15 protein-coding genes are annotated in these 14,936 nt (G+C 34.0%); 12 read left to right on the forward strand and 3 right to left on the reverse strand.

Annotated elements, in window-relative coordinates:
- Nucleotides 1–61 precede the first annotated feature (61 nt).
- Complete coding sequence (locus H611_RS0113300; RefSeq protein WP_027138849.1) at nucleotides 62–448, forward strand: pyrophosphohydrolase domain-containing protein; 387 nt, start codon at nucleotides 62–64, stop codon at nucleotides 446–448.
- Between the two features lie 47 nt (nucleotides 449–495).
- On the opposite strand, the gene H611_RS0113305 is transcribed toward H611_RS0113300, so the two are convergent.
- The gene (locus H611_RS0113305) at nucleotides 496–1,560 is read right to left on the reverse strand and encodes a branched-chain amino acid aminotransferase (protein ID WP_027138850.1); all 1,065 of its coding nucleotides are present in this window, start codon (nucleotides 1,558–1,560) and stop codon (nucleotides 496–498) included.
- Between the two features lie 214 nt (nucleotides 1,561–1,774).
- Here H611_RS0113305 and mnmD point away from each other — a divergent pair, with 214 nt between their 5' ends.
- From mnmD to H611_RS0113345, 8 genes are all read left to right on the forward strand, one after another.
- Nucleotides 1,775–2,476 carry a tRNA (5-methylaminomethyl-2-thiouridine)(34)-methyltransferase MnmD gene (gene mnmD, locus H611_RS0113310; protein WP_027138851.1) on the forward strand — a complete coding sequence of 234 codons (702 nt, stop codon included), beginning with the start codon at nucleotides 1,775–1,777 and terminating at the stop codon, nucleotides 2,474–2,476.
- Between the two features lie 162 nt (nucleotides 2,477–2,638).
- Complete coding sequence (locus H611_RS0113315; protein ID WP_027138852.1) at nucleotides 2,639–3,544, forward strand: TIGR01777 family oxidoreductase; 906 nt, start codon at nucleotides 2,639–2,641, stop codon at nucleotides 3,542–3,544.
- Between the two features lie 210 nt (nucleotides 3,545–3,754).
- Nucleotides 3,755–4,309 (forward strand): nucleotide exchange factor GrpE, encoded by a 555-nt coding sequence (locus tag H611_RS0113320; RefSeq protein WP_027138853.1) that lies wholly within the window; start codon nucleotides 3,755–3,757, stop codon nucleotides 4,307–4,309.
- 9 nt (nucleotides 4,310–4,318) lie between these two features.
- A complete protein-coding gene (gene dnaJ, locus H611_RS0113325; protein WP_027138854.1) occupies nucleotides 4,319–5,434 on the forward strand; it encodes a molecular chaperone DnaJ in 1,116 nt (371 codons plus the stop codon).
- A gap of 334 nt (nucleotides 5,435–5,768) precedes the next feature.
- The gene (locus H611_RS0113330; protein ID WP_027138855.1) at nucleotides 5,769–6,695 is read left to right on the forward strand and encodes an ABC transporter ATP-binding protein; all 927 of its coding nucleotides are present in this window, start codon (nucleotides 5,769–5,771) and stop codon (nucleotides 6,693–6,695) included.
- A 5-nt stretch (nucleotides 6,696–6,700) separates the two neighbouring features.
- Nucleotides 6,701–8,014, forward strand: a complete 1,314-nt coding sequence (locus H611_RS0113335) for an ABC transporter permease (RefSeq protein ID WP_027138856.1) — start codon at nucleotides 6,701–6,703, stop codon at nucleotides 8,012–8,014.
- Nucleotide 8,015: 1 nt separating this feature from the next.
- Nucleotides 8,016–8,915, forward strand: coding sequence for a mechanosensitive ion channel family protein (locus tag H611_RS0113340; protein WP_027138857.1), 900 nt, complete (start codon nucleotides 8,016–8,018; stop codon nucleotides 8,913–8,915).
- 4 nt (nucleotides 8,916–8,919) lie between these two features.
- The gene (locus H611_RS0113345) at nucleotides 8,920–10,083 is read left to right on the forward strand and encodes a sigma-54-dependent transcriptional regulator (protein WP_027138858.1); all 1,164 of its coding nucleotides are present in this window, start codon (nucleotides 8,920–8,922) and stop codon (nucleotides 10,081–10,083) included.
- Between the two features lie 71 nt (nucleotides 10,084–10,154).
- Here the strand turns inward: H611_RS0113345 and H611_RS0113350 are convergent, their stop codons facing one another.
- Nucleotides 10,155–10,922: a hypothetical protein gene (locus H611_RS0113350; RefSeq protein ID WP_157515089.1), complete on the reverse strand. Its 768-nt coding sequence runs from the start codon at nucleotides 10,920–10,922 to the stop codon at nucleotides 10,155–10,157.
- 118 nt (nucleotides 10,923–11,040) lie between these two features.
- On the opposite strand from H611_RS0113350, the gene H611_RS0113355 reads away from it, so the two are divergent.
- The 3 genes from H611_RS0113355 (at nucleotide 11,041) to H611_RS0113365 (ending at nucleotide 13,931) form a co-directional block, all read left to right on the forward strand.
- On the forward strand, nucleotides 11,041–11,907 hold the full coding sequence (locus H611_RS0113355; RefSeq protein ID WP_027138860.1) for a PPK2 family polyphosphate kinase: 867 nt from the start codon (nucleotides 11,041–11,043) through the stop codon (nucleotides 11,905–11,907).
- A gap of 78 nt (nucleotides 11,908–11,985) precedes the next feature.
- The gene (locus H611_RS0113360) at nucleotides 11,986–13,362 is read left to right on the forward strand and encodes a M20/M25/M40 family metallo-hydrolase (RefSeq protein WP_035483865.1); all 1,377 of its coding nucleotides are present in this window, start codon (nucleotides 11,986–11,988) and stop codon (nucleotides 13,360–13,362) included.
- 2 nt (nucleotides 13,363–13,364) lie between these two features.
- Nucleotides 13,365–13,931, forward strand: a complete 567-nt coding sequence (locus H611_RS0113365) for a hypothetical protein (protein WP_051238814.1) — start codon at nucleotides 13,365–13,367, stop codon at nucleotides 13,929–13,931.
- Here the strand turns inward: H611_RS0113365 and H611_RS0113370 are convergent.
- A complete protein-coding gene (locus H611_RS0113370; protein WP_157515090.1) occupies nucleotides 13,928–14,881 on the reverse strand; it encodes a PD40 domain-containing protein in 954 nt (317 codons plus the stop codon). The two genes, H611_RS0113365 and H611_RS0113370, sit on opposite strands and share 4 nt — an antisense overlap.
- Nucleotides 14,882–14,936 lie beyond the last annotated feature (55 nt).

The raw sequence follows: 14,936 nt of genomic DNA on the forward strand, positions 1-14,936 counted from the left end.
TGATTTGACCTTTACTGAACATATAGTTATTTTTATGCAAATTTAACGAAAATAATAGCAAATGAAGAAGAATATAGAAGCTGTAAAATTATTTCATGAGGCTTTTAAAATAGGACATAGAGAATCTCCTCATGCAGATTTAGGTGTTGAAAAAAACACGTTGCGATTTAATTTAATGAAAGAAGAAAATGAAGAGTATTTAGAAGCCGCAAATAATAATGATTTAGTGGAGGTTGCTGATGCCTTAGGAGATATGTTGTATATATTGTGTGGTACGATAATCGAGCATGGTATGCAATATAAAATAGAAGAGGTATTTGAAGAAATTCAACGAAGCAATATGAGTAAGTTAGGAGAAGACGGGCAGCCCATTTATAGAGAAGATGGTAAAGTATTAAAAGGGCCTAATTATTTTAAACCTGACATTGCAGCGATATTAGATAAATAAAAAAAGAGAAGCTTATGGCTTCTCTTTTTTTATGTTAAAATGGGTGATTATAATTTATAGCGCCATCCAAACGGATCTTCAGATTTATTAGTTTGAATATCGGTAATGCTCTTCTTAATAAAGTCAGCATAAGTGCTTTCAATTTCTGGTAATTCGTAATCCTTATCTTGGAAACCGAATCCTGAAATAGGAGAAACAACAGCTGCAGTACCAGCGCCAAACATTTCTTTTAAACTACCATTTTTCGCGGCTTCAACAACTTCATGTACCGAGATTTTTCTAACTTCTACAGGGATACCTTTAGATTTAGCCAGTTCAATAATACTTTTACGGGTTATACCATCTAGAATTCTATCGCTTGTTGGACCTGTAATTAAAGTATCATTAATACGAATAAAAATATTCATCGCACCAGCTTCTTCAATATATTCGTGGTTAGTATCATCTGTCCAGATAACTTGCTGATAACCTTTATCAATAGCTAATTGTGTAGGGTAAAATTGTCCGGCATAATTACCGCCGGCTTTAGCAAAACCTACGCCTCCATTAGCCGAGCGTGAGTATTTTTGCTCTATTAATACCTTAATTTTTCCTGAGAAATACGATCCTGATGGAGCAGTTGCTATGATGAATTTGTATTCGTCGGCAGGAGAGGCATGAAAACCACTACCTGAAGCAAATACAAACGGACGAATATATAATGAGCTACCGTCTTGTTTAGGAATCCAATCTTTATCAACTTCTAGAAGCGCTTTTAAACCTTCCATAAAGTAACTTTCTGGTAATTCAGGAATAGCTAAACGTTTCGAAGAAATATTTAATCGTTTAAAGTTTTCTAACGGACGAAATAACCAAACGTCATCATTCGAGTCTTTGTAGGCTTTCATTCCTTCAAATACCGATTGACCGTAATGAAAAATTTTAGCCGAAGGATCTAAAGTAATAGGAGCAAATGGTACAACTTTTGGTAATTCCCATTTTCCGTCTTTATAATTACATTCTAGCATATGGTCAGAAAACACACTGCCAAACTTTAGGTTTTCAAAATCTACGTCATTTATTTTCGATGATTCTGACTTTATAATCTCTATATCGTTGATTATTGCACTCATAAATAATAATTTTTGAGCTACAAATTTAAGCAAATTCGTTTTTAAAAAAGAGGTATATTTACAGGTATTAATTAAAATTATCAATTTTATTTGAAATTATTTAAGATTTAATAAATATTGCGGATTTAAACAGTGGTTTATTGAATTATTGATTATTTCTTTATTTTTTAAATAAAATTTATTCAAAATGATATTTTTGTAATAAAATAATAATTTGAAACGAGAAGTAATCGTTACAGCTGATGGCTCTTCTACTATACATATTCCGGAATGGAATGAACAGTATCATTCTAAACATGGGGCTATACAAGAAGCTTATCATGTTTTTATAAAACACGGGTTGTCGTATATCTTGGAAATTGATTCTAAAAAAAGGTTAGAAAATAATATTTGTATTTTAGAAATAGGTTTTGGTACTGGTCTAAATGCCTTTATAACTTTATTGGAGTCCGAAAAGCATAATTTAAATATTAATTATACTGGAGTAGAAGCTTTTCCAGTTGCATTAGAAGAAGTAGCTCAGTTAAATTATGTACAACAGTTAAAGGCAGAAGTTAAATTGACTGAATTCACTAAACTTCATGAAGTTTCGTGGGAGAAAAATCAGGTCGTTTCTAATACATTCTCAATTATAAAGCAACAGAAGAAATTCGCAGATATTAGAGATGTCAATATTTATAACCTAATTTATTTTGACGCCTTTGGCGCGAGAGTTCAGCCGGAGTTATGGACAGAAGATATGTTTAAAATCATGTATGACGCTTTAAAAAACAACGGAGTTTTAGTTACTTATGCCGCAAAAGGTAGTGTGCGTCGTGCCATGCAAGCAGTTGGTTTTTTAGTTGAAAAACTTCCTGGACCGCCTGGAAAACGAGAAATGCTTAGGGCTACTAAGGTATTAGAACCTGATTTATAAAGGTCCCTCTTTAAAAAAGGATACACAGCTTTATTAAATATGTTAAACCTAGTATAAATCTGTAGGTAATGGGTGGCTGTTTTAGTATTTTTAGTTAAAATAAGTTAGATTCATAAGGGAAGGTATGGATGATAATTAGATTCATTAAAAAAAGCAATTTAGATGAAAGTTTTAATTACAGGGGCAACGGGTTTAATTGGGCAAGAGGTTGTTAAGCTTTGTCTAAAAAAAAATATCGCAGTTAATTATTTAACTACACGAAAGTCTAAAATTAAGCAAAGCAATCTTTACAATGGATTTTATTGGAACCCCAAAACTCAGGAAATTGATGAAACCTGTTTTAAAGAAGTAGACGCTATTATTCATCTTGCAGGAGCTTCCATTTCTAAAAGATGGACACCAAGTTATAAAGAAGAGATAATATCAAGTAGACGTGATACTACGAGATTGTTATGTAATGCTTTAAAAGGAGAGTTGCATTCTATTAATCAAATTATTTCGGCTAGTGCTATTGGTATCTACCCAGACTCCTTAACGAATTATTATGATGAAAGCTACCATGAAGACATAACCTCATTTTTAGCTGAAGTTGTTCATATCTGGGAAAAAGAAGTTGATGCTTTTAAGTCCCTGGGTATTAAGGTTACCAAGATTCGTGTTGGACTGGTACTTTCAAATAATGGCGGGGCTCTTCCGGAATTACTCCGACCAATAAAATATGGATTGGGTTCGGCATTTGGTAATGGTAAACAGTGGCAATCATGGATTCATATTTACGACTTAGCAAGAATGTTTATTTTTCTCTATAAGAATCAGTTAGAAGGAGTGTTTAATGGGGTGGCACCCAATCCTGTTTCTAATAAGGAACTTGTAAAAACAGTAGCTAAAATTGTGCATAAACCTTTATGGTTGCCTAATATTCCTAAGTTTTTAATGAAGATTATTTTAGGTGAAATGCATGTTCTTTTGTTTGAAGGTCAACGTGTGAGTTGCAAAAAAATTGAAGATAAGGGCTTCTTATTTAAATATCATCATTTACAACCAGCTCTTAAAAATTTACTTGAGTAAATACTGCACGTTTTATACATTTTAATACCTTCGGATTATTCAAAAAGCTAAATTAATTCTAGCATAATTGATTATTTCAGTCAAAAAATTCTATAAAATTTATAATTCTCACTATTTAGATTAAAATAATTAGGTGACATTATGACATTTTAATAATAATGGCAGTACTTTTGCCAACTAATTTTAGTATTTGAAAAATAGGATACAGCAATGAGTAAACAAGAAAAAGATATAGAAAAAGAACCACAAGATGCTGTGCAAAATGAAGCAGTAGAGGTTGAAGAGCAAGTTGTTGAAGAACAGGTAGAAGAGCAAACGGCGGAAGAAAAACTTCAAACAGAACTAAAGCAGGAAAAAGACAAGTTTTTGCGTTTGTTCGCTGAATTTGAAAATTATAAGCGTCGTACATCAAAGGAACGTGTCGAATTATTTAAAACGGCTAGTCAGGATGTAATGGTGTCATTATTACCAGTACTTGATGATTTTGACAGAGCTTATTTAGAAATTTCAAAAACTAAAGAGAAAGAATTACTAAAAGGAGTTGAGTTAATTAGTAATAAACTTAAAACGACTCTAAAACAAAAGGGATTAGAGCAGATTGAAGTAGCTTCAGGAGATGTTTTTAATGCAGATATACATGAGGCCATTACTCAAATTCCGGCACCATCAGACGATTTAAAAGGTAAAATTATCGATGTGGTGGAGAAAGGATATAAACTAGGCGAAAAAGTGATTCGTTTTCCAAAAGTTGTAATTGGGCAATAAAACAAAACCATGGCGAAGAGAGATTATTACGAAGTATTAGGATTAAGTAAAGGAGCGTCGGCGGCCGAAATTAAAAAGGCATACCGTAAAAAAGCAATAGAGTATCACCCTGACAAAAATCCAGATAATAAAGAGGCAGAAACAAAATTTAAAGAGGCTGCTGAAGCTTATGAAGTTTTAAGCAATGCTGATAAAAAAGCACGCTACGACCAATTTGGTCATCAAGCCTTCGAAAATGGCGGTGGTTTTGGTGGCGGAGGCATGAATATGGATGACATATTCAGTCAGTTTGGTGATATCTTTGGCGGCGGATTTGGTGGAGGATTCTCCGGTTTTGGCGGAGGCGGAGGTCAACGTCGTGCTAAAGGAAGTAACTTACGCATTCGTGTTAAATTAACTTTAGAGGAGATAGCCAATGGTGTTGAGAAAAAAATCAAGGTAAAGCGTAAAGTAAAGGCCCCTGGAACTACCTATAAAACATGTGCAACATGTCACGGTACAGGACAGGTAACACGCATAGCAAATACTATTTTAGGTAGAATGCAGACTTCTGCGCCTTGTAATGTTTGTGGTGGTGCGGGTGAAACTATTGATAAAAAACCTGCTGATGCCGACGCTCAAGGATTAAAAATTGCCGAAGATACCGTAACGATCAAAATTCCTGCGGGGGTTGTTGATGGCATGCAATTAAAAGTATCTGGTAAAGGTAATGAGGCGCCTGGTAATGGAATTTCGGGAGATATTATTGTTGTTATTGAAGAAGAACACAATGATAAACTTCAGAGAGAAGGCGATAACTTGCATTACGATTTATATGTTAGTTACCCAGAGGCGGTTTTAGGCGCTTCAAAGGAAATTGAAACGGTAACAGGTAAAGTGCGTATTAAAATTGAGTCGGGTGTACAGTCTGGTAAAATTTTACGCTTACGAGGAAAAGGTATTCCAAATATAAACGGTTATGGCCGAGGTGATTTATTAGTACATGTTAATGTCTGGACACCTAAAACACTGAATAAACAACAACGCGAATTTTTTGAAAACATGTTGGATGATGAGCATTTTTCCCCAAAACCAGAAAGTTCGGATAAATCATTTTTTGAAAAAGTAAAAGATATGTTTTCATAAAATGTAGCTTATTCCTAGTTAATATATTTATGCTACATTTTTTTATAAGTTCTTAAATTTTTTTAACATTTTTTAAGAAAAAAAAACTATATTTGGTTCATCACTAATCACGTATTAGTGATAATTTTTCTTTTTCATAGCAATTTTTTTCCCATCCTTTATCTTTTTAAAGGGTGGGTTTTGTTTTTTAATTGCTAAGTAATTTAAAATGTGTTTGCTATAACCAAATTAGGTATTTATGCAGGTTGACTTTTTTTAAATTAACCTGAAGTTCTGGGGGTGATGACTCAACATTTAATATATTTACAGCTACAAGTCAATTCAGAAAATACAAATGAGTAACTTATTAGAAGTTAACGAGGTTTCTAAAAATTTCGGGAAGTTTAAAGCCCTTAACAATGTGTCTTTATCAGTGCCTAAGGGGAGTATTTTTGGACTTCTTGGTCCGAATGGTGCGGGAAAAACCACTTTAATTCGTATTATAAATCAAATTACGATGCCTGACTCAGGAACCGTAAAAATTGATAATGAATTTTTAAACGAAAACCATATTAAAGATATTGGTTATCTTCCGGAAGAACGAGGACTTTATAAATCGATGAAAGTTGGAGAACAGGCATTGTATCTCGCACAGTTAAAGGGTTTAAGTAAAACAGAAGCTAAAGCTCGATTAGAATACTGGTTTGATCGGTTGGAAATAGGTGACTGGTGGAATAAAAAAATTCAGGAGCTCTCCAAGGGGATGGCTCAAAAAATACAATTTGTGGTTACGGTGCTTCATAAGCCAAAACTGTTAATTTTTGATGAACCTTTTTCAGGATTTGATCCTATTAACGCTAATTTAATTAAAGATGAAATTTTACACCTCCGGGATGAAGGTGCTACTGTAATTTTTTCTACACACCGTATGGAATCAGTAGAAGAACTTTGTGATGATATTGCATTAATTAACAAGTCAAATAAAATTCTCGATGGTAAGCTAATCGATATTAAACGACAGTATAAAATTAATACCTTCGAGGTAGGTTTAAAAACCGATAATCATGAGGTTGTTACCCATGAGTTGGCTGAGAAATTTGAAATTTCAACGGCAAATTTTAAAACACTAGATAATGAGTTAAAATTGAATATAAAGCTTGTTAATGGCGATTTGCCTAACGACTTAATTAATTATTTAACAACTAAAGGCGAATTGTCACATTTTGTTGAATTAATACCTAGCGTGAACGACATTTTTATTGAAACCGTAAAGAATAATTAGTATTAATGAATCATTTACCTCTTATAATTAAGCGTGAATATTTAACGAAAGTTAGGAATAAGTCGTTTATAGTTATGACTTTTTTGAGTCCAATTATTGTCATTGCCCTTTCAGCATTTATAGCCTATTTATCTCAAATAAATAAAGATAAAGTGCGTACCATTGCGGTTTTAGATGAATCTAGATTGGTAATGGACGTATTTAATAGTACAGAGCATACTACCTATAATTTGCTTGAGCAACTTTCATTAGACGATGCCATTAATGTAGTAAAAGAAACCAGTGCTTACGGATTACTTTATATAGAAAGGCATGATAGTCTTCAAGCTATTTCCAATCGTATCAAGTTTTATTCTGAAGAGACACCATCGTTAACTTTAATTTCGGATTTAGAAAGTAAGTTAGAACAAAAACTCACTAATTTAAACATGAGTAATAATGGGGTAGACCTTGATATTATTAACAAAACAAAGATTTCTGTTGACATACAACAGGAAAGTTTTGCTGGTGAAAAAACTTCAAAAACCGATAGTCTGGTAAAACTAATCTTTGGTATTGCGGTGGGGTATTTGCTATTTATGTTTATTATTATTTATGGCAACATGATTATGCGAAGCGTAATCGAAGAAAAGACGAGTCGTATTATTGAAGTGATAATATCTTCGGTGAAGCCCGTTCAGCTTATGTTGGGGAAAATAATAGGGACTTCACTTGCGGGAATAACACAATTTGTAATTTGGTTAATTTTAGGAGGTGTTTTGATAACTGTATTATCGTTTGTATTTGGTATTAATATGTCCGAAATGCAATCACCTCAGGAGGAGATAATGAAACAAGCTATGACTAATCCGGAAGTTAATGTTGGGATTCAGAATTTTGTATTAGCTTTATTCAATCTTCCTTTAACCAATCTTATTGTGGCTTTTGTGCTATTTTTTATAGGAGGTTATTTGTTATACAGTTCATTGTATGCTGCGATAGGAGCTGCGGTCGATAATGAAACTGATACGCAACAATTTATGTTGCCTGTTATTATGCCGCTTATGTTGGCTGTTTATATTGGTATTTTCACAGTTATAGAGGATCCACACGGCACGGTTTCAACGGTATTTTCGTTTATACCTTTTACGTCCTCCGTAGTAATGCTTATGCGTATTCCGTTTGGGGTTCCTATATGGCAACAGTTGGTTTCATTTTTGATTTTGATTGCTACCTTTAGGTTAACGGTTTGGTTTGCTGCAAAAATATATAGAGTCGGCATTTTAATGTATGGTAAAAAGCCGAGTTATAAAGAATTAATTAAATGGATAAAATATTAGAATGACACAAGATTTAGAAAAAATAGAAGAGACAATATCTAAAAGTTCTGTTTGGGAAAAGATTGTAGAGTTTTTAAATTATAAACTAATTGATTTTACCAGTGGCACTGGCGAGGAAGCTCATCAAATAGTTCTTAAAGTTAAGTATGTATTACTTGTAACATTTGTTCTTATAATAACAACTTATCTTTTAAGGTGGGTAAAAAGCTTGGTTACGAGAAAAATGCCTAATGAGGATAAGGCAAAGTTTAATACAGTTTTTTCTTTTGCTCGTTGGATTATTTATATGATCGTCATGTTGGTAGTGTTTGATTCCGTGGGTATAAATGTTACCGCCATATTTGCCGCATCTGCCGCTTTATTAATTGGTGTTGGTTTAGCTTTGCAAACCTTATTTCAAGATATAATCTCGGGAATTTTTATTTTGGTCGATCAAACGGTTCATGTAGGTGATATAATAGAACTTGATGGAAAGATAGGTCGTGTTGAGGAAATTAAATTAAGAACCACACGAGCCGTAACTATAGATAATAAAGTACTTGTAATACCTAATCATTTATATTTAGAAAACAGTCTTTACAACTGGACTCAGAATGGAGTAAATACCAGAGAAAGTGTTACGGTTGGAGTTGCCTATGGGAGCGATGTACAGTTGGTAAAGAAGCTTCTAACACAGGCGGCAAGTACACATCCCGAGGTCTTACCTGAACCAGAAGTTGTTGTTCAATTTTTGAATTTCGGTGATAGTTCCTTAGATTTTAAAGTCGTATTTACGTTGGGAGATAGTTTTAATGCCAATATTCCAAAGAGTGATATAAGATTTGAAATTGATAGATTGTTTAGAGAAAATAACATTTCAATCCCATTCCCGCAAAGAGACATTCATATAATAAAGAAATAGAGATATGCCAAAAATATTAGTTGTTGAAGATGAAGCTGCGATAAGACGTGTGCTGGTAAAAATATTATCCGAGGAGAGTGATACTTACCAAGTGGAAGAAGCTGAGGATGGTTTAGCCGGTATAGAAAAAATTAGAAATGAAGATTATGATTTGGTTCTTTGCGATATTAAAATGCCTAAAATGGATGGTGTTGAAGTGCTAGAGGCAACGAAAAAGTTGAAACCAGAAACCCCTATTGTAATGATATCCGGTCATGGCGATTTAGATACAGCCGTTAACACGATGCGTTTAGGAGCTTTCGATTATATTTCGAAACCGCCAGATTTAAACCGATTGTTAAACACGGTTCGAAATGCTTTGGATAGAAAAGAATTGGTTGTTGAAAATAAACTTCTTAAGAAAAAAGTTGGGAAGAATTTTCAAATGATTGGTGATAGCGATGGTATTACGCGAATTAAAGATATGATTGAAAAAGTAGCACCAACGGATGCACGTGTTCTCATTACTGGTCCTAATGGAACAGGTAAAGAACTTGTTGCTCACTGGTTACACCAAAAGAGTGGGCGCTCTAAAGGTCCTATGATTGAAGTTAATTGCGCGGCCATCCCAAGTGAATTAATCGAAAGTGAGCTTTTTGGACATGTTAAGGGTGCTTTTACCAGTGCCGTGAAAGACCGTGCCGGAAAATTTGAAGCGGCTAATGGTGGTACCATTTTTTTAGATGAAATCGGAGATATGAGTCTTTCTGCACAAGCTAAAGTTCTTAGGGCTTTACAGGAAAACCGTATACAACGTGTAGGTAGTGATAAAGATATTAAAGTAAATGTTCGGGTTGTTGCCGCAACCAATAAGGATTTGAAAAAGGAAATTGCCGAAGGTAAATTTCGAGAGGATTTATACCATAGATTAGCTGTTATTTTAATTCAAGTCCCACCATTAAATGACCGACGTGATGATATTCCGTTGCTGATTAATTATTTCGCCGAAAAAATGGCAGGTGAAAATGGTACGGCAACCAAATCGTTCTCTGATAAGGCAGTGAAACTCCTTCAAGAATATGATTGGACGGGGAATATTCGAGAATTACGTAATGTCGTAGAACGTTTAATTATCCTTGGAGGTAAAGAGATAAGTGAACAAGATGTACAGTTGTTTGCTTCTAAATAATTAGAACTTTTAAGAAAAAAAAAGCCCTGATTAAAATAAAATCAGGGCTTTTTTAATTGTGTTTCGTTGCTTTAATTTGTTGTAGAAGTACATATGTTTAATGAGTTTATGTACTTGTTGGCCAATGCTTTTAGTCTTAATATATAGAAGGATTTTATTTCTTCCAAACTGTTATCGGTTGATATAGAACCAGAGTCATTAGACCCCATACTGTCATTAGTGCAATTGCATGTTTTTAAAGCATTATTGTAAGCATTAATATTCAAAAGAATAACAGATTCATAATCCTGGATGAGTTTTTCTTTTTTTAATTCCAGAGCTTTTGCATTTTGGGCTTCAAGTTTACGCTGTATTTCTAAGGCTTTTTGTTGTAAAGCTTTTTGTTGTTGTTCTAGTTTAAGTTGCTCACTTTCTAGGGTCGCGAGGTCATTGGTATCTTCATTAATGCTCTCAGTTGGTGTATTATTAGCAACAGCTACGTTAAATTTATCCAGTTCAATTATGCTGTTCTTTGCAAGTTCTTTAGCGCGTTTAACGAAAAAACGACCATCTTCATAAGTCTCAGCAGCATCAACCTTAGCCAATAGCTCAATACTATTGAAGGCTAATTCATGAGCTGTTTCACAGCCACAATCTTTTAATTTTTGTTTTGCCTTTTCAAAATTTTCTAATGATTTGTGGGCGTAATATTTTAAATGTGAAATATTATTAGCCTCATAAGAATCTTTAACATTCGAATATGCATAGACTAAATAGGAATCGGCATCACCACATTTTGCCTGACCGAAAAAATGGTGGGTTATAAATAATGATAAAAAAAGTAATAGATAGGGTTTCATAATTTTAGGGTTAAAACATAAATAGGTAAGCCAAATGTAGGTAAAACTAAATAAAATGCTTTGCTGTTCATCGAATTTATACTTTTTCCTATATTTAAAAGGAATAAAGAATAAACTAATGGAGAAATTAAACCTAGACGATTTTAAGGTAGATTCAGATATTTTATTGAAAAACAGATCCACGCATCTTATAATAAATAAAGCAAAAAAGAAATTGGATGACGTGAGAGACGAATTAAGTGATTTGCAGGATACCATGTATGCACATGGTAAATATGCGGTGTTAGTTTGTTTGCAAGGCATGGATACTGCCGGTAAAGATAGCTTAATTCGAGAAGTTTTTAAGGAGTTTAATACGCGTGGTATAATTGTACATAGTTTTAAAGTGCCTACCGATTTAGAGCGAAAGCATGATTATTTATGGCGTCATTATATTGCTTTACCAGCTAGAGGAAAGTTTGGAGTATTTAATAGAACACATTACGAAAATGTGTTGGTAACAAGAGTGCATCCGGAGTATATTTTGGGTGAAAATATTCCAAAAATTAAATCGGTTGATGATATTGACGAAACCTTCTGGAATACTCGTTTCGAACAAATTAATAATTTCGAAAAACATATTGCCAATAATGGTACTGTTATTTTTAAATTCTTTTTGCATCTGTCTAAAGAAGAACAAAAAGATAGGTTACTTAGGAGGTTAGAAAAACGAAATAAAAATTGGAAATTTTCTCCAGGTGATTTAAAAGAAAGAGCACTCTGGGGAGATTATCAGGCATGTTATCAAGAAGCTATTAATAAAACCTCTAAGCCTCATGCGCCTTGGTTTGTAATACCAGCTGATGATAAACCTACGGCACGATATTTAGTAGCAAAAATTATGCTTGAAACCTTAAGTCAATATACCGATATACAGGAGCCTGAGCTTGATGATGATGTTAAAGCTAATCTTGATTTGTATAAAGAACAATTAGAAAATGAATAGGTTCTTTAATTAATTTAAGATTTTATTTGGAAGTCTTGTTAACATAAATGGTATTTTTAGCGTAAAATATTACATGATATGTTGAAAAAAATATTGATTTGTACTTGTGTTTTATTAGGTGCTTATACTCATGCTCAGAAGGATGAGGCTGTAATTAAATCTATTTATAAAGCTTCATTAACTAATGGAAAAAGCTACGATTGGTTAAATTACTTGTCGAATCAAATTGGAAGTCGATTATCTGGATCGTTAGGTGCAGAACGTGCTGTAGAATATACCAAAGAAGAACTTGGAAATTTAGGATTAGATAAGGTTTGGTTACAGCCTGTTATGGTTCCTAAATGGGTTAGAGGAGCCAAAGAGTACGCCTACATAGAAACTGTGCCAGGTAAAACCACTACGGTTAATATATGTGCCTTGGGAGGATCTGTGGCCACCCCATCATTAGGGATAAAAGCACAGGTGGTTGAGGTTCATGATTTTGAAGAATTAGAGGCTTTAGGTAAAGAGATGGTTGAAGGAAAAATTGTTTTTTTCAATCGTCCTATGCAAGCGGACTTAATACAAACTTTTGAAGCTTATTCGGGTTGTGTGAATCAACGTTATGAAGGGGCTGTTCAGGCTTCAAAATTTGGTGCCGTTGGTGTGATTGTTCGATCTATGAATTTACGATTAGACGATTTGCCACATACAGGAAGTATGACTTATAATGATTTACCTTTAGAGTCGAGAATTCCTTCAGCAGCCATTAGTACCAATGATGCAGAGGTATTAAGTACCATGCTTCAACTGGATAAGAATATTAAACTTTATTTTAAAACTAATTGCAAACAGTTAAAAGATGTCTTGTCTTATAATGTGATAGGAGAAATTACAGGGAGTGAATTTCCGAATGAGTACATGCTTGTGGGCGGGCACTTAGATTCCTGGGATTTAGGAGATGGTTCTCATGATGATGGGGCTGGTGTGGTACAATCTATGGAAGTGTTGCGTTTGTTTAAAACCTTAGGAATTAACCCTAAACGTAGCATTCGAGTGGTGCTGTTTATGAATGAAGAGAATGGTTTGCGTGGCGGAAATAAGTACTCTGAAGAGGCCGAACAAAAAGGCGAGACACATGTTTTTGCTCTAGAAAGTGATTCTGGAGGATTTACACCCCGAGGATTTCATTTTAATTGTAGTGAAGCTAATTATCAGCAGGCACTCAGTTGGCAGGAATTATTTAAACCTTATTTAATACATTATTTTGAGAAAGGATATGCTGGTGCAGATGTAAGGCCTCTGAAATCGAAAGATAATGTATTGGTTGGTTTAGTGCCAGATTCGCAACGTTATTTCGATCATCATCATGCTAGTACTGACACATTTGATGCTGTTAATAAACGTGAACTAGAGCTAGGAGCTGCCACCATGACGAGCTTAGTTTACTTATTTGATAAATATGGAATACAATAATTATGACTAAATTTTTAATCGCTCTTTTTTCAATTTTAACTTTCCAAAGTTTTGCACAAACTATGAATGATGAAACATTGCCTTATTACGAAATTCCAGATTATGATGAAGCTTATACTGCAGCTAGTGTCGCGGCACGTATGATTGATGGTTTAGGATTTCGCTATTACTGGGCTACGGAAGGTTTAAGACCAGAAGATCTAGCATATAAAACAATAGAGTCGGCGCGAACATCTGATGAAACCATTGAGCATTTATATGGTTTATCTAAATTTATTAGAAACAGTATTTTAGAAAGTAATAAGGATGCTAATAAAGCAGAATTGAGTTTCGAAGACAAGCGAAAAAAAACGCTAGAAAATTTAAAATTGGTTTCAGAAGTTTTGAGAAGAAAGGATAATCCGTTTAATCTGGAAGAGACGGAAATTCCTTTTTGGAATTTAATTAATGGTCCTATATCGGACGCGCTTTGGCATTGCGGTCAAATTGTGGCCTTTAGGCGTGCTTCAGGAAATCCGTTCACATCTAATGTGAGTTTGTTTTCAGGGAAAATAAAAAACAAGAGTTAGTCTAAAGGCTTTTGTTCGGGGTTTAAAGGTTCTTTTAGCAAAATCTTGCATATCTGGTAGTGCCCGTTTCTAAATCCAGTTATTAATAAGTTGATGTCGTTTGGAGACCAAATGGGTAAAATGTCCTCTGTGTCGTTATAGGTAATTTGGATTTTATGAGTCCCGTCGTTTCTCATGATAAAAATTTCGGAATGCACCATATCGTCGACTTTCGCAGAATAGGCTATACGACTTCCTCTTACGTTAGACCAACTAGGTGTTAAGCTTTCATCTTTAAAATAAGTAAGGCGGTTCTTTTCTTTGGTGTACGGATTGTAAGTATAAATTATATTGCTTTCACCTTGGACATTTTTATTTGAATAATAAATAATGTTATCACCCCTGGGAGTTAAATTGGGGTACAAATTTTTATACTCGTTACTAATGACTTTTTTTAATCGTTTTCCTTTGGTTGAACACGTATAAATATCAAAGTATTCGCTGTTTTTTGCGTGTGAGAAAATAAGTTGTACGCCATTGGGAGCGAAATCGGCAAAATATTTATTACCATTAAGGTTAATGGGATATTGTTCTACACGATTTGTTTCAAAATCGTATGAATAAATTTCACTAGTTCCCGTTCTGTCGGATTCAAATAAGATCATGTCCTTAAACGGATTCCATCGGGGGCGTCTATCGTTCGAATCACTTGTTATTAAACGACGTTGGGAGTTGCCATTAATATCCATCACATAAATTTGCCAGTGTCCGTCGCGATTCGATTCAAAGATAATTTTTGAGCCTTCTTTGTTATAGCTAGCATATCTGTTGTCAGCATTGGTTTTTGTTAAGATCTCCTCCTTAAACCCCATTAGTTCTTCAGAATCTTCTGATGATTGCCCGTTAATAGTGTAGCCAAATAGCATAAAAACAATGACGAGGAGTTTCAGTGTGAGTGTGTGGTTTATCAAAACAAATATTATTTATGAGCAGTACTAATATAATAATATTATTGTTTAGCTAAGT

Origin of the sequence: Gaetbulibacter saemankumensis DSM 17032 (genome assembly GCF_000425645.1) — a bacterium.
GTDB lineage: Bacteria > Bacteroidota > Bacteroidia > Flavobacteriales > Flavobacteriaceae > Gaetbulibacter > Gaetbulibacter saemankumensis.

Excerpts from the sequence above, each read along its gene's own strand:
- H611_RS0113300 (WP_027138849.1), top strand. The coding sequence starts at position 62 with ATGAAGAAGAATATAGAAGCTGTAAAATTATTTCATGAGGCTTTTAAA.
- H611_RS0113305 (WP_027138850.1), bottom strand. The coding sequence starts at position 1,560 with ATGAGTGCAATAATCAACGATATAGAGATTATAAAGTCAGAATCATCG.
- H611_RS0113315 (WP_027138852.1), top strand. The coding sequence starts at position 2,639 with ATGAAAGTTTTAATTACAGGGGCAACGGGTTTAATTGGGCAAGAGGTT.
- H611_RS0113320 (WP_027138853.1), top strand. The coding sequence starts at position 3,755 with ATGAGTAAACAAGAAAAAGATATAGAAAAAGAACCACAAGATGCTGTG.
- dnaJ (WP_027138854.1), top strand. The coding sequence starts at position 4,319 with ATGGCGAAGAGAGATTATTACGAAGTATTAGGATTAAGTAAAGGAGCG.
- H611_RS0113330 (WP_027138855.1), top strand. The coding sequence starts at position 5,769 with ATGAGTAACTTATTAGAAGTTAACGAGGTTTCTAAAAATTTCGGGAAG.
- H611_RS0113335 (WP_027138856.1), top strand. The coding sequence starts at position 6,701 with ATGAATCATTTACCTCTTATAATTAAGCGTGAATATTTAACGAAAGTT.
- H611_RS0113340 (WP_027138857.1), top strand. The coding sequence starts at position 8,016 with ATGACACAAGATTTAGAAAAAATAGAAGAGACAATATCTAAAAGTTCT.
- H611_RS0113345 (WP_027138858.1), top strand. The coding sequence starts at position 8,920 with ATGCCAAAAATATTAGTTGTTGAAGATGAAGCTGCGATAAGACGTGTG.
- H611_RS0113350 (WP_157515089.1), bottom strand. The coding sequence starts at position 10,922 with ATGAAACCCTATCTATTACTTTTTTTATCATTATTTATAACCCACCAT.
- H611_RS0113355 (WP_027138860.1), top strand. The coding sequence starts at position 11,041 with ATGGAGAAATTAAACCTAGACGATTTTAAGGTAGATTCAGATATTTTA.
- H611_RS0113360 (WP_035483865.1), top strand. The coding sequence starts at position 11,986 with ATGTTGAAAAAAATATTGATTTGTACTTGTGTTTTATTAGGTGCTTAT.
- H611_RS0113365 (WP_051238814.1), top strand. The coding sequence starts at position 13,365 with ATGACTAAATTTTTAATCGCTCTTTTTTCAATTTTAACTTTCCAAAGT.